Source organism: Nitrospirota bacterium, from assembly GCA_016214855.1.
Lineage (GTDB): Bacteria > Nitrospirota > Thermodesulfovibrionia > Thermodesulfovibrionales > UBA6898 > UBA6898.
This window is the reverse complement of record JACRMT010000007.1, coordinates 145,806-166,224: the sequence shown is the minus strand read 5'-3', so window position 1 is coordinate 166,224 and position 20,419 is coordinate 145,806. Positions and strand designations below refer to the sequence as shown.

At 53.9% G+C, this 20,419-nt stretch carries 17 protein-coding genes and 1 pseudogene; all 18 read right to left on the bottom strand.

The genetic code is table 11. From position 1 onward, the window contains the following. Positions 1–22: 22 nt before the first annotated feature. The 18 genes and pseudogenes from HZB62_08765 to HZB62_08680 all read right to left on the bottom strand — a co-directional run bounded on the left by HZB62_08765 (position 23) and on the right by HZB62_08680 (position 20,231). On the bottom strand, positions 23–5,779 hold the full coding sequence (locus HZB62_08765) for a putative Ig domain-containing protein (GenBank protein MBI5075236.1): 5,757 nt from the start codon (positions 5,777–5,779) through the stop codon (positions 23–25). 83 nt (positions 5,780–5,862) lie between these two features. Then, positions 5,863–6,024 (bottom strand): hypothetical protein, encoded by a 162-nt coding sequence (locus HZB62_08760; protein MBI5075235.1) that lies wholly within the window; start codon positions 6,022–6,024, stop codon positions 5,863–5,865. A 288-nt stretch (positions 6,025–6,312) separates the two neighbouring features. Further along, positions 6,313–6,957, bottom strand: a complete 645-nt coding sequence (locus HZB62_08755; protein MBI5075234.1) for a type II secretion system protein — start codon at positions 6,955–6,957, stop codon at positions 6,313–6,315. Then, positions 6,941–7,342: a prepilin-type N-terminal cleavage/methylation domain-containing protein gene (locus HZB62_08750; GenBank protein MBI5075233.1), complete on the bottom strand. Its 402-nt coding sequence runs from the start codon at positions 7,340–7,342 to the stop codon at positions 6,941–6,943. The genes HZB62_08755 and HZB62_08750 overlap by 17 nt, the downstream gene beginning before the upstream one ends. Beyond that, complete coding sequence (locus HZB62_08745; GenBank protein MBI5075232.1) at positions 7,290–7,733, bottom strand: prepilin-type N-terminal cleavage/methylation domain-containing protein; 444 nt, start codon at positions 7,731–7,733, stop codon at positions 7,290–7,292. Before HZB62_08745 ends, HZB62_08750 begins: the two co-directional genes overlap by 53 nt. Next, positions 7,702–8,136: a type II secretion system major pseudopilin GspG gene (gene gspG, locus HZB62_08740; protein MBI5075231.1), complete on the bottom strand. Its 435-nt coding sequence runs from the start codon at positions 8,134–8,136 to the stop codon at positions 7,702–7,704. The genes HZB62_08745 and gspG overlap by 32 nt, the downstream gene beginning before the upstream one ends. A gap of 56 nt (positions 8,137–8,192) precedes the next feature. Continuing rightward, the gene (locus tag HZB62_08735) at positions 8,193–9,386 is read right to left on the bottom strand and encodes a type II secretion system F family protein (protein ID MBI5075230.1); all 1,194 of its coding nucleotides are present in this window, start codon (positions 9,384–9,386) and stop codon (positions 8,193–8,195) included. Positions 9,387–9,508: 122 nt separating this feature from the next. Further along, the gene (locus tag HZB62_08730) at positions 9,509–9,694 is read right to left on the bottom strand and encodes a hypothetical protein (GenBank protein MBI5075229.1); all 186 of its coding nucleotides are present in this window, start codon (positions 9,692–9,694) and stop codon (positions 9,509–9,511) included. Positions 9,695–9,743: 49 nt separating this feature from the next. Further along, entirely contained in the window at positions 9,744–11,699 is a 1,956-nt protein-coding gene (locus HZB62_08725) for a DUF4445 domain-containing protein (GenBank protein ID MBI5075228.1), read from the bottom strand. A 114-nt stretch (positions 11,700–11,813) separates the two neighbouring features. Continuing rightward, a complete protein-coding gene (locus tag HZB62_08720; protein MBI5075227.1) occupies positions 11,814–12,488 on the bottom strand; it encodes a cobalamin B12-binding domain-containing protein in 675 nt (224 codons plus the stop codon). Between the two features lie 37 nt (positions 12,489–12,525). Beyond that, a complete protein-coding gene (locus HZB62_08715) occupies positions 12,526–13,578 on the bottom strand; it encodes a uroporphyrinogen decarboxylase family protein (protein ID MBI5075226.1) in 1,053 nt (350 codons plus the stop codon). Between the two features lie 73 nt (positions 13,579–13,651). Further along, positions 13,652–14,332: a DUF2284 domain-containing protein gene (locus HZB62_08710; GenBank protein ID MBI5075225.1), complete on the bottom strand. Its 681-nt coding sequence runs from the start codon at positions 14,330–14,332 to the stop codon at positions 13,652–13,654. A gap of 9 nt (positions 14,333–14,341) precedes the next feature. Next, a complete protein-coding gene (locus tag HZB62_08705) occupies positions 14,342–14,581 on the bottom strand; it encodes a hypothetical protein (protein MBI5075224.1) in 240 nt (79 codons plus the stop codon). Positions 14,582–14,596: 15 nt separating this feature from the next. Further along, positions 14,597–17,293, bottom strand: a complete 2,697-nt coding sequence (locus tag HZB62_08700; protein ID MBI5075223.1) for a hypothetical protein — start codon at positions 17,291–17,293, stop codon at positions 14,597–14,599. Continuing rightward, positions 17,293–18,111, bottom strand: a pseudogene (locus HZB62_08695) (CbbQ/NirQ/NorQ/GpvN family protein). The gene HZB62_08700 and the pseudogene HZB62_08695 overlap by 1 nt, the downstream one beginning before the upstream one ends. A 44-nt stretch (positions 18,112–18,155) precedes the next feature. Then, positions 18,156–18,575 (bottom strand): hypothetical protein, encoded by a 420-nt coding sequence (locus HZB62_08690; GenBank protein ID MBI5075222.1) that lies wholly within the window; start codon positions 18,573–18,575, stop codon positions 18,156–18,158. After that, on the bottom strand, positions 18,572–19,189 hold the full coding sequence (locus HZB62_08685; protein MBI5075221.1) for a hypothetical protein: 618 nt from the start codon (positions 19,187–19,189) through the stop codon (positions 18,572–18,574). The genes HZB62_08690 and HZB62_08685 overlap by 4 nt, the downstream gene beginning before the upstream one ends. 19 nt (positions 19,190–19,208) lie before the next feature. Beyond that, entirely contained in the window at positions 19,209–20,231 is a 1,023-nt protein-coding gene (locus tag HZB62_08680) for a methyltransferase (GenBank protein MBI5075220.1), read from the bottom strand. Positions 20,232–20,419 lie beyond the last annotated feature (188 nt).

The window sequence follows — 20,419 nt, the reverse complement described above, 5'->3', positions numbered from 1 at the left end:
TCATGTAATCCATTCACCATAATTATGGCGCTGCCACAACAATACTCAGGGACTTTGTTACAGAGCCGCTGCTGTCTGTTACCCGCACCGTGAAATTAAAGGTCCCCGGTGCTGTCGGCGTACCGGTAATTACTCCTGCTGCGCTCAGCGTCAAGCCGCCAGGAAGTCCGCCGCTCGGTTGCCCAAAGCCTCCGCCCGCTACTAGGGACCAGGTCTTCGGACCAAAGCCGCCTGTTGCCGTCAGGGTCGTTGCAGGGTATGCTGTGCCCACAACCCCACCCGGTAAACTGGTCGTGGTTATGGTAAGCGGCCCCACTGTCACAATAATGCTCAGAGGCTTTGTTGCTGTGCCGCTACTGTCTGTTACCTGCACCGTAAAGTTAAAGGTCCCCGGTGCTGTCGGCGTACCGGTGATTACTCCTGCTGCGCTCAGCGTCAAGCCGCCAGGAAGCGCTCCAGCCGATACAGACCAGGTCTTCGGACCAAAGCCGCCTGTTGCCGTCAGGGTCGTTGCAGGATATGCTGTGCCCACAACCCCACCCGGTAAACTGGTCGTGGTTATGACCAGAGGCGGAGCTGTTACATATACCTCATCCGCGCCAATGTCCGGAGCCGGGCCGTTGGGCCGGGCCTGAGCGTCGTAGTCCGTTGTCGGGGCACCTGCGGAGTTCCCCGTATTCACTGCAGGAGACGCCGGCGTAATATGGTAGTTGCCGGCAGCAGGATCCAGCGGTGTGAACAGAACGTTAATGCTGTTCCCGCCCTCGTCGATAACTGATGCTGACTGCAGAATATTTGAGTAGTTGAGGACAAAACCGGGATCAGCAGCGATGTTGGTGCCGTCGTTATAGTTCTTCCCGCCCGGTCCGCCTGTCAGGGCAGAGAGGATGCAATAGTCCGGATCAAGCGCCGGAGGGGTGACTGCATTGATGACCGCCAGGTCCCAGTACGGTCCGTCAGGGTTTGGAGCCAATCCGCCGGCGCCGCCGTTCAGACTGGCGTCATTAAAGAATGAGCGGTTGTGCCAGATGATATTATTCAACAGTACCGGGTTGGAGTAGTTCGGCTCCCCGGGAAGCGTGATCAGGGCCAGCAGAGCTGAACTGTGGACACCCGAGACGACCCCTGAAGGCTGCGGCGTCGAATTGGCTGCGCCTGCGGCGAAGGCAAGAACACCCGTGGCCGTGCTGTCATTGTTGGCAATGGTGTTGTTTACGATATTCACCCGCAGTACATCCTGCAGCGAGATTCCGGCCCCCGCAACAGCAGCAACGTTGTTGACGATAATGTTATTGACGATATTCAGCCGGTACCAGCTCGCGTCATTGGCCGGGGAATCCGCCACATCCTGCGCATTGACCGCAAAGGCCCGGATGCCTGCCCCGGAGCCTGCCCCGGTCAGGTTTCCCTGAATCAGGTTAGCCTCGATGGTGACGTTGCCGGTTCCTTCAGCACCAGCCACCGTATCGCCGACAAATATCCCTCCGCCGTCTCCGGCCGTGTTCAACAGGGCTCCAAAGAACACCTCGTTGAAGAGGATCTTGTTCTTGCGAATGATATTATTTCCGGGGCTGAAGCCGTTATGGGCGATGCCGCCGCCGTTAAAGCGGCTAAAATTGCCCATAACTATATTGCTTTCTACCAGGTAGTTTTCCGAACCTTCGTTCATGGCAATGCCGCCGCTTCCGTCAACGCCGCCATTGCTGTGGACTCTGTTGTTTCGAATGATTACATTGTCGTTTTGGGAGTCGAAGCCCACGATGCCAAGGCCGATGCCGCCTGCCAGATTGCCCTGGTTGTTGGTCACATTGTTGTTGCTGATGGTCAGGTTGCTTGCACCGGCGATCCCATAAATCCCACCCCCTGCCTTACTGCCGGAGATGGTGAAGCCGTCGATAGAAGCCTGTCCGGTGGTGCTGAAGGAATTCCCCGGATTCAGGGTCTTTGTCCCAGGCAACGGATTCAGGGCAGTGCCATTTGGATAGATCAGCTCGCCTATGACAAAGATTCCGGGCGCCTCGGCAACCGTGAAGGGATCACCCTGCATGTAGGCCGCGAAATCCCTGGCACCCAACGCATCCAGAAAGGCATGGAAGGCCTGCAGCCGTTCGAGCGGGTTGGGGTTAGCGTTGATGAACGTGGCTCCCGCACCTGCGCCCTGGAGATGCACCGGTTTGTACATGATAACGTTTTCATAGTATGTCCCCGGGGCTACAAGGATCAGGTCGCCCGCGGAAGCTGCATTAATTGCCGACTGTATGGTCGGGTAAGCACTCGGAACGTTGCGGACGCCAGTCGTTGCGCAATCGGTGATGGTCAGGGTTACACCGATCTCGGTGGTCAGCCCGCCAGCGCCCCCCCTGGTAACCATGATAGTTCCGGTAGTGGCACCCGCAGGAACTGTGGCAACGATAGTGCCGGCGCTCCAGCTCACGATCGACAGGGCTGTACCGTTCAGGGTTACGCTCCCCTGGGTCGCGCCGAAGCCGTAGTCGCGGGTGACATTGGTGCCAGTGGCAGGATCGATGACAACCGTCGGACCGAGCGAAGTAATGGTGACGGTAGTCGGCAACGGATCGGTGTTGGTGCAGATAAGCGGCGCTATCCCGGTACCAGGGCCGTCAAGTGATCTGATCACCGGAGTTCCGTCTGCCGGGGCAGTGGAGAAACCCGCACCCATGGCTGCAAAAGCCCTTATCGGCACGATCGGCGTATCCACGTAGGTCGTTTTCCCTGGCATGTAATTGAGGGTCCAGGGGGCTATGACATAAGTCGGGTCATAGTACGGGTCCAGGGTCCCATCAGGCAGGTTCGGATCGTTCAGAACCAGGGTAATCATGCTTGGAGAAACACCGGTCGGACAGGGTATGTTGACCGAGTAGGTCGATGGCAGCAGGGCGTTGTACGTGCCAAACTCATCGGAGTAGACCCTGGTAATCTCTTTCCCTGTCCAGTCCTTGAAAGAGACTGGTATCCATTTGGCAGCCAGTTTCTCGCCAAAGACAGGACTGCCGGCATTAAACTCGGCTGTCAGGTCGTTCAGCACAAAACCGATGACACGGGCAGCTTTGGGAACCTCGGTTATAAACTGAAAATCAGCAGCCGAATTCTGCGCCTGCCTTACCGTTACCTGCTTCATGTTACAGAGCGGCGTTGTTGAGCCTGCCAGCGGCGGATCGATCGGAACGCCAGGGAAAAGCGCCAGTTCGTTCGGAACGATATGCAGCGGTTGGCCGTTATCTACCGTGCCGACGCAGACCGGCGGCAGGAGCTGCGTTGCCAGGGGCTGCCGGCTTACCGTGAACGTTTCGCCGAAATCAACGTTCTTGTCCTCTTCCTTCACGATCCCATAGTGGTCCGGCATAACTGCTTCAACGATGTACGTGCCTGCAGCCAGGTCCGGATCGCCGACAGGAGACCCGAAGGCATAGCCGCCGTCAAAAACGCCCGGCCGCACCTGGTTCCAGGTCCCGAAGCCGTCTGCACACTCGGGGATCTGAATACCGTGAATAATCGGCCGGTCCTGTATGCAGCGACTGGGATTGTTGTCATCCCAACTATCAGTAGAAGTTGCCTGTAACGCATCACCAAGGCTGAAGGTAATGCCGTCCCCGCTTCGGATCACATCTTCAGGCCCTCTCGGAGCCGTACCCTCGGCCCAGCCAAAGGGATAGTTGTCCACGTCGCAGAGTTGCACACCGGGAATGCCGTTTATGTCATCGATAATACCGTCCGGCACCGTCGCCCCGGTTGCGTTGGTCAGGTTGTCCTGATAAAGACAGACCTGCACCCGTGGGATACCAGGCTCCCAGGTTTCAGCAGCCCCGAAGCGGGGCTCATTTTCAGCGCGGGTCACGGAATAGTAGACGATACCTGCGATGCCGCCGTTTTCGCCGGGGCTATAGGTCGTCTTACCAAAGTCGATCAGGTTGGTCTGGCCGAGAAAAAGTTGTATCGCCTCAAGCAGTACAGGGCCGGTTTCAGTCCTGTAATCGGTTGTCTGATAAATGTTAAACGGATCAGACGGATTCTGCGGCTGGAGCGCCTTGTTTCCGTTTGCCGGCCATGCCGATGAGGTAATCTGCCCGCCGTAATCAATAGCAGTGGTCATACCCGTGGCCTTGAAGCGGGCAAAATCCACTTCCGCAACGAGCCAATTAAAGAAGGGGAAGACCTCGGCGAGCTCATATTCTCCGTTCACGTCCGTCGGCGTTGTCTGATACATCGATCCATCACGGAAGCGGAGGTTGATGTTCTGGCTCGCGATGCCGGTCTCACCGGCATCACGGAAACCGTTCTCATTCACGTCATGGAAGACGCTGCCCTCAAGGGTGCCAAACCAGCGGTAGGCCAGGACATTGCCGAGGTTCACGGCCTCTCCTGTCCCTCCTGTTCCGGCCGGGACCGTGACCGTATTGAACCCGAAAAGAAAATCAAGAGGCTTATCCCAATAGACCAGCTGGTACGTGCCGGGCGGCACATTGTTGATAACAAACTCGCCGGTGGCAGGGTTACAGGGAGCAGCGTACAGTCCGGAAGGCTGCAGTCCGGGCGTTGCCACAGGATTGTTCAGACCTACCCAGCATTCCGCAACCGGAGGGCCAGGGAAGTATCCTTGCAGACTCGGAGGCCGGGAAAAGTGGTTAAGACGCACGGTCCCCTGGATAGACCCGGTGAAACCGGCACGGTTTACATAGTCAGGGTCCGCTGAATTGGTGATGTTCCAGGGAAGCACCTTAACCGACTGGCCGGCGATCACTGATTCAGACGCGGGGCTCACCTTGACAAAGCCGAAGGCAACATGATTAAAGCCCTGGCCAAACCCTTCTATAAACTGCCGGGGTTCGTTTGCCTTGACCCAGGCATCTATGACCTGCGTCCCCTCAATCGTGGAGGTCTGCACCCAGCTGATCGGGTTACCGCTGTCGTCAAACTGTGGGGGCACAACCTTGACGCCGTACTTGTTGGGAGAAATGTATTTGATCAGCGCTTCCCCGATCTTGAGGTTATAGGGGTTCTTGAGAGGGTTGTTGACATCGGCCGCCGTCATAGTGGTTACAACACCGGTCCCCATGGCGATCACATTACCGCCAGCGTCATACATGGTCCCAAGTGGATTGCCGTTGATATCAAACATGACCTGGCCTGCGGCATCGTAAATGGTTACCGTGGCGCGTCCGAGGCCGCCGTTTAACGGGGTTGGGGTAGGGATAGCCGCGCCGCTGAGGCCGCCGTCGTATTGATCCCAGGTATTATTTATCGGGTTATGATCAATATGGGCAAAGATGGTGACCTGGGCAGTCGGCAAAGGATGTTGGTTCACCCTTACGGTCACAGGATCCTTGAAAACGAGTGATCCCCCAGCACCGATAGCAGAGTTTGGGGCGCCGCCCAGGGCATAACCAGCGTCAGGGAGCACGGTGATGAAGTACCTCTTTCCTGCCGGCACAGTAACTGTTGCGGAGGATCCGGCCGATGCCCCTGATGTCACGACCGGCGCGTGGCTTTTGTGGATGGCAAGGGTAGCACTCGGAGGGTTGATCTGCACTGTCTGCGGGATGGTCAAGGTAGTATTATCCTCCTCCACCAGATAACGGAAGCCTCCCGGAAGGGGGGTGCAGACGTTAGCGGCGTCGCACCCCTCAACATTGAGGGTGAAGGCCTGGGTATCTGAAACGAGAAACAGACCTATCATCAAGGTGAGCATAACCGCACACTTCAGTGCGTTCTGCAGATAACCGATCTGCCTGCTACCCAATCTCACAGTTAGACTCTTCATCGTAATCTTCTCCTTATTGTTATTCAACATTAATACAGTCAGCTGTCTGATCTAAGTGCCCTTCAACAGACATAAGTCCTTCTTCATGTATCAAGATGCTGCCGGTAAATATCACATTCCTCATAAGTGCCAACGCAGTATTTGATCACCTTGTCCGTGGCCTGGCTGGTCAGCTGGGAACAGTAGCAGTCAGGAAAGGGACTGTTCAGGAAAGGGCACTTTGTCTTGTCACATTTTTCTTTCATCGCAATTTCCTTTTGCCAAGCATAAGAGCATATTAACAAGATACGTGCCAGAATGAAATAAGGTTCATGAAATCCTCCTCATCATGCTTATATACTTATAAATTAAGGAGGCTATGATTTTGAGAATTTTTGAGAATACGAGATAATTCAGGGGCAAATGCGCCTTGACACACTACTGTGCGGCGCATATATGTGTCAGATGGGCATCAAATACTCAGAAAAAATCTTCCTGTTCAAGGCCTATGAAGGACGTTAAGGACGCTAAGAAGGGGCAAAGATCAGGTAATTTCAGCGCGAGCCGGTTGGCTTCCGCTGAGCTGCGGTCTTCACGATCATTTCGGGGAACTCGAGCTTCTGGTCGTTCCGTTGAAGGGTCATCTTTACCTTAACTGCTAAGGGTATCGTCTCTTTGTCTTCCGGATCCCATTCAGTGATCCAGTTGCCCTGTTTTTCTCCTTCCTTGATCTCGAAGAACTCAAACTCTATTTTTCTGACCTCCGGGTCAAGCAGATATACCTTACCGTTTCTGTCCTCAAAAACATCTTCCAGGAAAAAGACCTTTTCCCTGATCTTCAAACCTTCGCTGTCCACAAAGATCGAGACCCATTTCAATCCTGCAAGATCTTCCGGCCCTGTGCCATGAACGTCAATGCTGGACGTCACAAAGCCTGCCCTGTCAGACTTGCCCTCAAAGAAGATCTTCTTTTCGTCAGTCTTCTTCACATAATAGGGATAGGCACCCCTGATGAGCCATGCGATCCTGTCTTCAAGGATGCGCATCTTCTGCGTCACTTCGCCCCGCTCTGTGCCTTTTTCCTGTGACTTGTGGCCGAGCCTCATGGCAGCACCAAGAACAGCTAGGAGCAGGATCGAGAGCGTTATCGCGATCAGCAGTTCAAGAAGCGTAAATCCCCGGTTATTCTTCAGGCGCATAGACAGAGCGGAGTCCTTTCATCGTCAGGTTTCCGGAAGGCGGCCAGGTGACGGTCACCATGATCTCATAGAGCTTAGCCTTCGTGTCCTCAGATTCTGATCTGATCACAGCCTGTCGGGTGACCGTGTAGTATTTCTCGTACTCCTTTGACCCTGATATTTCAGAAGGATCCGGGACACTATAGGCCTCATCGAGCATTGAGCGGCCATAGAAGATCGCCCGGGTATAGTCCTCAGCCTGCTTTGTTGAACGGAGTGCGCGGGAATAAAGCTGAAACATGGCAACAACCGCAACAGCCATGATCGCAAGAGCGACCATGACCTCCATCAAACTAAAGCCGTTTGATCGAAGGAGTGCCGAGGACCTTATTGACCTCAATCGCATATTTCTGCCCTTTTTCATTCTGTATTTCTATCAGGCCGCCAGAGCTGTTCCCCTTGGGGAAAAAGAAGATATCTGTCCCGGTTATGGTAAATTTTTTTGGGACAGCGTGGTTCTCTGACGGTTTTGAGGCCGGGTAATCCAGCCAGTAGGTGTTCGTCTCTTCGTTAAGACGGAAAGCAACCTCTGTTCTGTCGATAATGGCTGCCTCCCGGGCATGCTTTGCCGTGAGATAGATCCTGCGTGCCTCTTCCGTAAAGAGTGCCTTGTCGCGAAGGCTTCCGACAGAAACAGCAACAATGGATACTATTATACCGACAATAAAGAGAACAACAAGAAGTTCAAGGAGCGTGAACCCTCTCTTATTCCCAGCTGTTGACGTCTTTATTCTCACCTTCTCCGCCTGCAGCACCATCAGCGCCATAGGAATACAGGTCATAGTCCCCGTGCGACCCAGGTGACTGGTACTGATAAGGTTTTTGCCAGGGATCGTTCGGCACCGCTTTTTTGAGATAGGGACCGCTCCATCCCTGTGTCCCGGAATTCGCGGACAGGGCATTCAGCCCTTCTGACGTGGTCGGGTACCTGCCAACATCAAGCCGGTAACTGTCAAGGGCCTGGCCCAGCATCTCTATCTGGGTCCTGGCAGCAGACTGCTTGCCTTTCCCGACCTTGCCGAATATCTGGGGGCCAACCAGCGCTGCCAGCATTCCAAGGATAACCATAACGACCAGCAGTTCAATAAGCGTAAAACCTCTTCTGTTTCTGACACGACCCTGTTCTTTTCTATAATTCATAACATCCTCCTGCGTTTCTGTATTTTGGCTTCTGACTTCTCTGTACTGCATTCTCTCTATATTGGTATCTCATTGATACTGAAGATGCCCATAAGCATTGAAATGACGATCAGGCCTACCACGATGCCCATAAGCAGGATGAGCAGGGGTTCAAAGAGGCTCACAAACCGTTTGATAAGGTTCCTGGTGTCGGCCTCAAACCTGTCTGCGATCAGGAGAAAGGTCTCCTCAAGCCTTCCTGCCTCTTCACCAACCGATACCATCTGGTTAAAGATGGCAGGGAAAACACCGCTCTCTCTCAAAGGTACGGATATGCCCTTGCCTTTGCTTACGCCCTCTTCGAGCACAATAAGCTTCTTTGCAACAACGTCATTGTCTACCACATCCCGTGAGACCCGTATGGCCTCAAGAATCGGCACGCCGCTCTGCAGGAGCGTACCGAAGGTTCTCGAAAATCTTGCAATGATGAATTTCATGCTCAGCTTTTTCAGTACCGGCAGTTTCAGCTTGAGACCGTCGATATAACTCTTGCCTTCAGCAGTCCTTGCATAGCCGCGGATCAGAAAGATGACAGCAACCGTCCCGCCCAAAAACAGCCACCAGTACGCCGCAAACAGGCTGCTCACCTTCATAAGGATCAGTGTCGGCAGGGGAAGTGTCTGGCCCATATCAGAGAATATCTTTGCAAAGTTCGGAATAACATAGAGCATCAGCACTGCCACTGCCAGACCGCCCACAACGGTAAGGAGAATAGGATAGATAAGGGCTGAGGTGATCTCTTTTTTAAAATTGATGCTTGTTTCAAGAAATACCACCAACCGCTTGATAACAACCTCGAGGATCCCGCCTGACTCGCCTGCCTTGATCATGTTGATATAGAGCCGCGGAAATATTTTGTGCTTGGCCATGGCATTCGAGAGCGTGTTGCCTCTCTGGATGTCAATATAGACCTCCTTGATGATCGCGCACAGCGCCTTCTTCTCGGAATGCTCTGAAAGCACATACAGCGCCCTGTCTATGGGGAGTCCTGATTCAAGCAGGTTGCCGAGTTCCTGGGTAAAGATCAGGATATCCTCATTTGTTATCCTCTGGAACAGGGAGATCTCCCTTGTCTCGCTCACCTTGATACTGAGAGGCACAAGCCCCATGCCCCTGAGGGTTGATTTAAGGGTATCTTCGTCTGAGGAAGAGATCGTTTCCTTTACTTTTTTCCCGGAAGAATCAATAGCTTCGTAGCTGAAGACTGGCATGGAAATATCTTATCATGCAGGGTAAAAGCGCGTCAAACAAGGCTTTCTCGAGAAAACAACCGGCTGCTCCGGACTCCGGGACAGCCGGTTCTCATGCTGCGGGTACTGCATGTTTTATCTGGTCAGACTTTCTTGACCTCGGACCTCTTCACCTTGACATGATCGCCTGAAGCAAGCACTGCCCTTACGGTCGTTGCGGAGTGATATTCCTTTTCCATACATTCGAGCTGCATGCCCTTTTCAAGTTTGACGTCTTTGCCGTCCACGGTCTGCGTTGCTCTGGTTTCCCCAATGTACGTTATCTTCATACGCTCCTCCTTCTTTGACGGGCCTTTGCTGAACCCATACGGTTTATTGTTAGCCGACCTTCTGCATCTCCTTGGGCAGTATCCCTTCAAGATGGGGAAATTCATCGAACATATGAGGGAACTGCATCGCCTCGCCGAACCGGTCGTTGAAATCGTCCTCAAGGGCCAACTCCACATACTCGACTTTTCGGGCGATGACATTGGCCTCTTTGCGCTCATCGGTGCTGAGAAGTGCTATGCGGGCCCCATCTCCTGCCGCATTCCCGATGTATTCGACATGTTTGAGGTCGCAGTCAGGGAACATCCCGATCACCATGGCTGCTACCTTATCGATATGGCTGCCAAAGGCCCCGGCCACGGCAAGACGATCGAATTGCTTGATGCCAAGCTTGCGGAGCATGATCAGGCAGCCGGAGTACAGGGCGCCCTTTGCAAGCTGGATAGCCCGGACATCTTTCTGATTGACGACAATGTCTGCATCGATTGCCGTCTCGTGTTTCCAGGCCAGAACGTATTCGCTGAGTCCTTTATCGTTCTTGCGTATCCTTTTTGAAGAATGATCATGGTCAATCTGCCCGTTCTTCTTGAGGATACGAGCCCTGAACATCTCGGCTATAACATCGATTATTGCTGACCCGCAGATGCCCTTGGCCTGCATATTCACCTCGCCGTCGCTCCAGCGGCTGCTGCCGATGACCTTATATGTGGCCTCCAGGGTCCCGGGATCTATCTTCACGCGCTCGATCGCACCCGGCGCCGCACGCATGCCGAATTCGATCTGCGCTCCTTCAAGTGCAGGGCCTGTTGCACAGGAACAGGAAATGAGCTTATCCCTATTGCCGAGCACAAGCTCGCCGTTGGTCCCGATGTCGATAAGAAGCGTCATCTCCTTTCTCTTGTGCGGCTTGTCTGCAATAAGACAACCGACGTTGTCCGCTCCGACAAAGCCTGCTTCAATAGGCAGGACATGGATATTGCCTGCAGGCAGTATATGGATGCCGAGACGCTCTGCTTTTATATCCACGGAGTGGTGCAATGCCGGCGTAAAAGGCGCTACCCCCATGTATTCGGGGTTGATGCCGAGGAGGATATGGTGCATGGCCGTATTGCAGACAAGGGTCATTTCACTTATGTCATCTGTCGAGAATCCGGCCTTATGCGTCGCCTGTTTCGCAATCGTGTTGAGTCCCTCGATTATCGTATCCTGCAGCTCTTTCAACCCTGTCTCCTCATTGAACATGCAGTAGGAGATCCGGGACATAACGTCTTCGCCATAGCGAACCTGGGGGTTCATCATGGACTCAGTTGCCAGCACGTCACCCGTATTAAGGTCTGTCAGATATCCGGCAACCGATGTTGTACCGATATCAACCGCAAGCCCGATACTGGTCCCGACCTTCCCCGGTTCAACCCGAATGATCTCGAGGTCATTCCAGACGGTGACCGTTATCTTCCAGTCGCTTTTCCTTAATACGTCCGGGAGCTTCTGGAGTGCCCGATAGTCTATGGAGAGCTTCTTCATTTTCGGGTTCTTCCGGTACAGCTCGCTCTCTACGCGCTCGAAATCGCCGAGCGGATCGTCAAGGTTAGGCTCAGGCAGTTCCAGATAATATTTCCTGACTGCAGGTTTCAGCTTGACCTTGATCTTGCCGGCTGCCTTGCTGACAACCTGCTTGCCGGTCCTGCTTGCCTCAGGGACAAACACGAGCACATCGCCGTAGATCTTTGTACAGCAGGCAAGGCGGACATGCTCCTCGGCGTCCTTGCGTTCGAGGACCTTGTTTTCCTTCTCATCAAGGCTGCTGAGATGCTTCATCGAAGAGGTGATGTCTTCCTTCTGGAATTTGCCTTCCATGATCTTGACCCGGCACTTGCCGCAGACGACCAGCTCACCACAGACTGCTTCGATGTCAACACCCAATTTTCTGGAAGCATCGAGGATCGTGGTCCCCTCCGGCACCAGGCCGCGTCTGCCGGATGGTTGAAAAATAATTGTATGATCCATATCAGTTACCTTCTCCTTTTTGGGCACGTGCCCCTGCCGCCCGGGTACCGCTCTCACCCCCTTCCGCCCTGCTGCCGGTAACGACAGAGAGGCAGAAGAGGATGAAAGGCAATACTATGCGGCTTTTCCTTTCCTCAGGGTCTCGAGCATCTTCATCGCTTCCTTCAGCGCGTTCGGCGCATTATCAGCCGTTATATCCGCTCCGTATTCCTCAACCGTCTTCTCGGTAATGGGAGCGCCTCCGATCATGATCTTCACCTTCGGGTTCTTCTCCTTGATCATCGGGATCAGTTTTTTGATGCCGACCATGGATGTTGTCATCATGGCAGAGAGCATCACGATATCAGAATCGGTCTTCAGCTGCTCTTCCACGAATCTCTTCAGCGGCACGTCTCTCCCAAGGTCATGGACCGTCCAGCCCGAGGCCTCAAAGATGGCCTTGATGATGTTCTTGCCAAGGTCATGCACATCTCCCTGCATAACGCCGAGCACGACCTGCCCTTTGGCAACGCCGCCTGCCTGCAGCTTGATATGGGGCTTCAGCACATCAAGGGCCGCATAAAGAGCCTTTGCGCAGAGGAGTGTCTCAGGGACAAAATATTCATGACTGTCGAACTTCTCGCTGACGACCTCCATGCCACCGGCAAGGCCCTCCATAGTCACGGTATATGCATCGGCGCCTGCAGCTACTGCTTCTTCAGCGATCTTCCTGGCATCGGCGACCTTATAATTAATGATCGCATCCTGTAACCTCTTGATCAATTCCTGTTCTTTTTCTTTTGTTGCCATTTTTGGCCTCCTTATTTTTTATGAATTGCCTGATTCGCTATTTCTTGTACACGCCGTACTTCTTGCCTGCCTCGACGATCCTGCGGGCATTGAGGAGCGGAGCATTCGGCGGATATTCGCAGCCTGTTGAAAGGATAAAGCCGCCGCCCTTGGCGAATATTTCTATCTCTGCCTTGCACTCTTCCTCGATCTCTTCAGGCGTGCCGAGCATCGCTACCGGACCGGGAGGGATCCATCCGATCGTGGCGATCTTGCCGCCCCACTTTGCCTTGTGTTCTTCCCAGCTGTCCACATCGTCCGCAACATAGGCATGGGAGATCGCATGCGGGTTTGCCCACTTCTGCGACATGTCAAAGTAGATGCCGTTGCCGCAGTTATGCAGTGCGACCAGGCACCCCTTCTCACGGATCGCATCGCAAAGCCGCTTGATCGACGGGCCTTCGAACTTTTCCCAGAGCTCCTTGCTCAGGATGCTCTGCGAGCAATACAGGTGGTCATAGCAGACTGCATGGGCACCTGCTTCGGCCTGTGCCATTGCATAATCAAGGAGCGTGTCGTCCATTGCCTGAAGGGCCGGCAGTACTGCATCCGGATTCTCGATCAGGTCCATAAAGAAGTTTTCCGCACCTCTCATCATGCTCAGGACGCCGAGTGAGCCATACACAAACCCCACGATAGCGTGGGTCTTGCCGACCTCCTTGGAGATGCCGGCGATCATGTCAATGACACTCTTCATCCTCTTCGACTTCCGGGGATTGATCTTCTGGATCTTCTTATAGTCGTCGATCGTCTTGATATAGGGATTATCATAGTTCGGATACGCCGTGTTCATCTCCGGGAAAAAAACCTCCTGGCCGAAGTCAGCCGCCTCTACGGAGAGGTCCACCAGCGCGACAACACCGTCGTGGCCAAGCAGTTTCAACGCATCAAGATGGCCGCGCACCATGTCATCCACGTAATCTCCTGATGACCATTCGCCGTAGCTTATTCCTGCCACACGGTGTGATGCACCGCATACCAGGGGAGCCGTAGGGACCCGGTCCGCCTCTTTAAACTGCAGTGCCGTTGCTACTCTTTCAAGTCCGTTCATTTGATCCATTTCCAAAACCTCCTTGTTAAGTTATGCATCCGTATCGCCTTGATGACACAAGACGATGCACTCTCTAATCGATCAACAGCAGGCCTGACCAGACGATCTCTGTTTTTGGCGGCATCTCAAACGGAAGTCCTGCCCTGACACAGGTCTGCAGAACATCAATGCCGACGCCTTCCATCGATGGCCTGGCCTCAAACGGCCGTCGGCACCCTTCCGCTGAGCAGGGTCCTACGCAGGCCGGACAGAGCATACATTCGCCGCCGATAAGCCCAAGCGCATACGGGAATCCGAGCGACATTGCCTTACTTTCCACCTCGTTTACCAGCTTATGCAGCCGTACCGCAGCGATCTTCACGTTGCTGAAATCGTCCTGAGCTCCTCCCCCTTCACCTCCTTTGGCTTGCGCTGTTTTAGACGGGTTCATGAAAAACCTCTTTACCTCTTCCTTGTCGTACGAATCGATCTCCCCGCTCAATGAACTGCGTGTCTGGACCAGGAGCGCCTTCCGGTAGTTTCCGAGCGCTCTCCTGAACTCATCGACCGTCGGCACGTTGGGCGGACAGGTGAGCGTCCTGCCGTAGTGCGGACAGAGCGGTATCTGGCATTTCATCCGCACCCGCTCGTCAACCGCTACATCCTTTGAGGGGAAGACCCTGGCGCGATAGGCCCCCTTTTCAAGGGCAAATGCCTCGAGCCCTGCCAATCTCTTCCGGTAGTCCGGCGTGTTCTTTCTGCCCGGCGCTTTCATGGCCTTCTCCTACACCCCTGTCTTTCTTCCGCCGAAGACAAAGACCTTCGGTTTATGCTGGATCGCGTTGACCATATTCTGCTCCAGCATGACCCGCTTCACCTTCCAGCAGACAGGGCACATATAGCGGGATTTAAACCCTCTGTCCGGTCCGGCATACCGGAGCTCCATATGGTCCTTGCAGACCTTTGAGCTGCAGTCCGGGCAGATAAATACCGCCGGACCTCCACATTGATAACAACGTTCCATGATCTTCTCCTTTCCCTATGTTGTGAGTCGTTTATAGATCAGCGGCAGTCTCGCCGGCAATGTCTCGATATTATCGATAAGCGTATAATTCGCCTCACCATACATATACGGCAGATAGTCACGACTTTTTTTGTCCACGGTGATGCAGAAAGAATTGACCCCTTTGCGCCTGCCCTCCCACAAGGCCCTTCTGGTATCCTCAACGGCATAATCCGAGTCGCCGTAATCAATGTCATACGGCCGGCCGTCAGAGAGAAGGATAAGCAGCCGGATGCGTGAAGGACGTCTGGCGAGCAGCCGGTTTGCATGCCTGATCGCAGCGCCGAGCCGCGTCTGGGCAATGGGCCTGATGCTTTCAAAACGCATTTTTGCCGCAACGCCGAAGGGTTCGTCAAAATCATGGACAACGAAAAAATCCACCTTGTCGCGGTAATTCGAGGAAAAGCCATACACCGCCCACTGGTCGCCGATACTCTCGAGGGCCTCTGCCATCAGCACCATCCCCTCCCGCTCGATGTCGATGATCCGCTTGCCTGAGGGGAGTTCGTCGCCGGTGGAATAGCTCATGTCCAGCAGGAATGCGACCGATACATCGCGAAGGTTCTTTTCCCTTCTGATATAAACGCGGTCAGAGGGGGTTATCCCTGCATGCCGTTCGACCAGGGCCTCGATGACCGCGTCCAGATCAATATCGTCTCCCCGCTCTTCCCTGAAGTAGCGCTTGATGCGGTCTGGCCTCAAAAGGCTGAAGTGCCGTCTGAGCAGGCTCACCAGCCCGTAATTGTCGGTAATCGTCTTTTGATAAAAAGCAGGCGATGTCTCGGGCATGTCCATCTCCCTCACCCGGCACCAGTCTTTGCGGTAGTCGCCAAGCTTCATGTCCCACTCGTCATAATAGACCGACCTGCGAAACCGCTTTTCTGCCTCCATCTCTGCTATGACATTCTGGACCTGTTCAAACAGTTCTGCGAGTCGTTCACTGTCTTCGACCTGCCAGAGGAGCTCCTCAGAGTCTATGATCTCAGCCTCTTCGATCCGTCTCAGTGCTTCTGCCACCGTCTCCGGAGCTATCTCGGCTTTCTTTTCGTTGAAACGCTCAACCATGTCAAGAACGAGCCTCGATGTACCGGAAGACGCATCATCGACAAGATCATAGTCAATGATCCCGCGATAAAAGAGCCGGTCCGGGGATTCCCGGTTTTCGCAGACCTCACAGGATGCTTCGCCGTTTAATGACGCGTAGAGACGGACTGCCAGATCGAGCGCATCCCTGACGGTGCAGTCGGGTCTTAACACCTGGGCAAGGGCCTCTTTCAGAAGCGGCATGAGCCTGCAAAGACTGTCGGAGCCGTCCATCGCATCTGATATCCGGAAGCTCAGGGACTCGAAGACAGACCTTTTCACCTCTCCCGTTGCATGCGTCCTGGATAGAAATGCGTCCATGATAGTTCGCCGGTCCTTTTCAAGCCCCGGATAACTGAGTCCAAGAAGATAGTCAACGCGTTCGTCCTCAAGGAATTCAAAGATCTTGAAGGCCTGATTCGGATTTTTCTGCCCCGCCAGACACGCAAGGTCTTTCTTCCCGATGTTGAACGTGCCATGGAGCAGATGTCCCAGTTCATGGGTAAGTATCCATTTGTATGTCTTAAAGTTCAGCTCCTCGTCGGAAAAGACCTCTATGCGCGACGGCAGAAAAATACGTTCGCCGTCGGTAACAGAGAAGAACCTGCTCAGTCCGGGGAGGTTCTTATAGAAGATCGAGGACGAACGCAGCATCAGTTTTTTCCCGGCGAGCGCCTCTGCATATGCACGAAGGACCGTATGGATATCTTTCAGCTCCAGGCCCTTCACCAACCCTTCAACAGCATTCCTGCTCGACCCGGTTTGGAGTGAAAAATACGACGCACCCCTGTCCTTCTGCACATCTGTTGCTTCAAGCCCCTTTGCCACCCATTCCTCAAGGTCATTCATCGAAAGCCGGGCAAGGATCTGGGGAGCAGACTTGAAATATTGAAGCGCAAGATCGATCTTCTTTGATTTACCTGCCGCAGCCCCGGCAGCAAGCATGCTGTGAGCGTTGTATCCCGCCTTGACCTTTGGGCTTTTCTCAAGGAGATATATCCCTAATCTTGCCCATCGCTCAAGATCAGATGCGTCGATCCTTTTAAAGACCTCAGGGCTTGACTTGAAGTATTCCTTTGCCGTTTTCCATGAAAGTCTGGCGATCTCTTCTCCGAAAGAGGTCCAGGCAGTAAACTGTCCTGCACCAATCGATTTTATGACCGGAATACTCGCTTCAAGATACTGCAGAGCAACATCCTGATCGATATCCGCCAGGGTGCCGGCCGTCTGAAGCCACTCCAGGATCAATGCCGGATAGCTCTCAAAAAGCGGAAGCTTCGGATATGCCGCTTGTACAACGCTCCATTTTGACCGTCCCATCTGAAGCAGCAGGGCAAGAACATCTTTCCTTGCTTCCTGATCACTGAGCGGTTCCAGCATAGTCCTGCCGGAGCTCAGGAAAAAAGACGCCAGCGACCGGTCGAGCGAGCTGAAGGAATCCACAATCAGGAGATAGTGCTTCATCCCTTCCTCATCCAGAATACCGGCGAGACTGCTGACCGCTTCGGAAACAGGCTCAGCGCTGCCGAGCTTTTCCGCGACTGACGCCGCTATCTCCTGAACGGTCTGTCTTTCAGAGAGAACCGTCATCAGTGCACCGCGGCAACAAGTTCCTGCAGGATCTTCTGGATCTCGAAATCATCCGTAATAGGCTTTATCATGGCGACCTCACAGGCACGCCTCGGCTCAACGCCCCGTTTGATCAGCACACCTGCATAAATAAGCAGTCTCGTGCTCACCCCTTCATCAAGCCCCCGGTCTTTCAGCCCCCTGATCTTCTCTGCTATCTTCCTGAGATCTGCTGCGGTCTTGCGGTCCACCCCGCTCTCATGCACAATGATCTCCTCTTCCAATGTCGCCGAAGGATAGTCAAAGTCAAGAGTGATAAAGCGCTGTTTTGTACTCTGCTTGAGGTCTTTGAGAACAGTCTGGTACCCTGGATTATAGGAGATGACCAGCATGAAGGTATCAGAGGCTTCGAGGATCTGGCCCCTCTTTTCGAGAGGCAGGACCCGCCGGTCGTCCGTAAGAGGATGGATCACGACCGTCGTATCTTTCCTTGCCTCTACCACCTCGTCAAGGTAACAGATCCCGCCGTGACGAACCGCAAGGCTTAAGGGTCCATCCTGCCAGCGAGTGGTGCCGCCGTCGAGGAGATACCGGCCGACAAGATCACTGGCAGTGAGGTCTTCGTGACAGGCAATGGTAATGAGCGGAAGTCCGGTTTTGTATGCCATGTACGAGAGAAATCGTGTCTTTCCACAGCCGGTAGGCCCCTTGAGCATGAGCGGAAGCCTGTTCTCATACGCTATTCAGAACAGTTCTACTTCATCCTGAATCGGCAGATAAAAAGGCTCGCTTTCGATCCGGTAATCCTGCATATTCGCTTCATGGGCCGGTTTTATCATCGTCTCTTTCATGATATTTTCTTCTCCTTCTTTCTCTTGTGCGGTCACTTCTCTGCAGAAGTTCTCACGAACCCGAACTTGCCGACTGTTGTATTGATCGTCGATTCCGTGACGTCTTTCACGGCATTGGCGCTTAATCCGTAGATGACCGAATTCACCACAAGGCTGAATCTCTCTGTTGGTTCGCCGTCCCTTCCTTCGACTTTTACGTCGCCCTGATCTCCGACAATATCGGCATGAAGAAACCCTGCTCCATATTCGATGAACGCCTTCACATGGCTCACGTCCTTTGCTCCGGCAGTGACGCATGCTGATGCGATTGCGGCCATCAACTCTGCAGCGAATCGCCTCAGGTCAACTGCGCTGACCGATCCGGCAGCGGTCACCAGACAGCGCATGCCATGGCTGTTGATGTCGTCATGCACGGGATTTCTGCTGCTGTTCAACTCCATAAATCCGGTCATGCCTGCACCCTTACTCCCCGTATCCGGTCAGCCAGGACAGAGAGCCCTTCCCCTGTCACGGTCGAAAGCCGGATGACCTCTGCGGTCTGATTCAGCTCACGGACAGCCTTTTCCGCATGAGCTGCCGCATCGGACGAAGACAGGTCGATCTTGCTCAGGGCGACAATATCTGCATCCCTTATCTGGGTTGTTACCAGACGCTTCAGGGTGTCGTACGTGAGGAGCTTTTCAGTGCGCGTGGTATCGAAAAGAACGATCGCAGGCCCTGACACTGCGCCGGTTTTTTCCGCATTCAGCATCACGGTCTGGCGGATCGACTCAGGCACTGCAATGCCCGTCGGCTCGATGATAACTATGTCCGGGTTTGGCCCTTTGGCAAGCGTCTCAAGCGTCCTGATCATGGTCCCGGCCACCTGGCAGCAGATGCATCCGCCGCCGATGTCTTTTACCGTCAGGCCGTATTCTTCTATTACCCTTCCGTCAACCGGCACAGCTCCTACGTCATTAACCAGGATTGCAACCTTCATGCCGGCCTCAGCCACCTTCCTGCTCAGCGCAATGATGAGGGTGGTCTTCCCGGAGCCGAGATATCCTGCAATTTGAATGATCTTCATGACTTCGGCCGTTCCCGCCTTATTTCTGCACGTTTTTCAGCGCCTTCATTAATGCATCCATATTTTCCTGCGGGACCTCAGGCCAGAGGTCGCAGCCAGGCCATACGGCACTTGCACCGTTTTTGAGCGCATCGAGCACTGCCGGGCCGACGTCACTCGCAGCACCTTTATGGAGGACCTTGATGGGGTCGAAATTGCCGAGTATGATCGCCTTGTCGCCGAGTTTCTGCCGTGTCTCCGCAATGCGGTTCTTCTGATCAACACTGACCGCATCAGCACCACACTCGGCCATATCGGTGATGATCGCATTGGTGTCGCCGCAGATATGGAGGATACTGGGCCTCGGCATTTCCGAAAGGATCCTGACCAGGTGGGGCTTGATAAGGCTCTTGAAGCTCTTGGGGCTCATAACGTCTGATGTCCCCCCCATCTCTCTCAGGGTAAAATAATCAGCGCCTGCCTCCTGGTAGATCTTAAAGACCTGTATGACGACTTCCGAAAGCTTCTCAAGCAGTTTGCCGGTCTTCTCCGGCTCAAGGAACGAATCCTCAAAAAGCTGGTCGAGTTCCTTAACCTGTCCCGCAAGAGTGAACGGGCCAAGCACGTAGGTCCCGATGGCAACATCATTGCCTAACTCCCTGCGAAGGGCCTTGATCGCGCCGGTAATGACCGGGATCCTGCCGGCATTCTTCAGGTCAGCCGGGATCTTGATATCTTCCACGGTCACGACCGACTTCTCTTTTACGGTCGGGTAGAGAAGGCCTTCGACCTCGTCATAGTAGTTCATCTTCGCGCCGAGAGCTTCTGCCTCGACGCCAAGATCAAAAGGAACGACCGCACATTCGTAGCCGAACTCCCGATACATGCCTGCGGCTGCCTTAGCCATAAGTTCAGGGTCACGGTGCACTCTTGAAAAGACAATGTTGTTCTTGTCAAGGACAGGCTTGATCACATTGCCCATGCCGCTGAATATCGGGGGTCGGTCTACCTTCTCCCCATTGAGGAATTTCATTACTCTCTCTTTTGCTGTCATAGTGGTCATTTCGCTCCTTCCCGTTTTAATTTCTCGAAGATTTTCGTGGTTGCGGTTTATTATTGCTGCGGCAGATAGTTATAACAATCGGGAAAACCCTGATTTTAGGGTAGGGGAAACCCTACTGCCGGTAACGACCTGAAAAAGCGGGCAAGGGTGTATGCTGCTATGAGCCGTGCTGCCCTGAGGAATCGGTA

Coding starts and splice junctions, on each gene's coding strand:
- HZB62_08720 (MBI5075227.1), bottom strand. CDS start 12,488: ATGGCAACAAAAGAAAAAGAACAGGAATTGATCAAGAGGTTACAGGAT.
- HZB62_08710 (MBI5075225.1), bottom strand. CDS start 14,332: ATGAAAGCGCCGGGCAGAAAGAACACGCCGGACTACCGGAAGAGATTG.
- HZB62_08680 (MBI5075220.1), bottom strand. CDS start 20,231: ATGACCACTATGACAGCAAAAGAGAGAGTAATGAAATTCCTCAATGGG.
- HZB62_08755 (MBI5075234.1), bottom strand. CDS start 6,957: ATGCGCCTGAAGAATAACCGGGGATTTACGCTTCTTGAACTGCTGATC.
- HZB62_08735 (MBI5075230.1), bottom strand. CDS start 9,386: ATGCCAGTCTTCAGCTACGAAGCTATTGATTCTTCCGGGAAAAAAGTA.
- HZB62_08765 (MBI5075236.1), bottom strand. CDS start 5,779: ATGAAGAGTCTAACTGTGAGATTGGGTAGCAGGCAGATCGGTTATCTG.
- HZB62_08715 (MBI5075226.1), bottom strand. CDS start 13,578: ATGAACGGACTTGAAAGAGTAGCAACGGCACTGCAGTTTAAAGAGGCG.
- HZB62_08730 (MBI5075229.1), bottom strand. CDS start 9,694: ATGAAGATAACGTACATTGGGGAAACCAGAGCAACGCAGACCGTGGAC.
- HZB62_08690 (MBI5075222.1), bottom strand. CDS start 18,575: ATGACCGGATTTATGGAGTTGAACAGCAGCAGAAATCCCGTGCATGAC.
- HZB62_08700 (MBI5075223.1), bottom strand. CDS start 17,293: ATGACGGTTCTCTCTGAAAGACAGACCGTTCAGGAGATAGCGGCGTCA.
- HZB62_08725 (MBI5075228.1), bottom strand. CDS start 11,699: ATGGATCATACAATTATTTTTCAACCATCCGGCAGACGCGGCCTGGTG.
- HZB62_08760 (MBI5075235.1), bottom strand. CDS start 6,024: ATGAAAGAAAAATGTGACAAGACAAAGTGCCCTTTCCTGAACAGTCCC.
- HZB62_08685 (MBI5075221.1), bottom strand. CDS start 19,189: ATGAAGATCATTCAAATTGCAGGATATCTCGGCTCCGGGAAGACCACC.
- gspG (MBI5075231.1), bottom strand. CDS start 8,136: ATGAATTATAGAAAAGAACAGGGTCGTGTCAGAAACAGAAGAGGTTTT.
- HZB62_08750 (MBI5075233.1), bottom strand. CDS start 7,342: ATGCGATTGAGGTCAATAAGGTCCTCGGCACTCCTTCGATCAAACGGC.
- HZB62_08705 (MBI5075224.1), bottom strand. CDS start 14,581: ATGGAACGTTGTTATCAATGTGGAGGTCCGGCGGTATTTATCTGCCCG.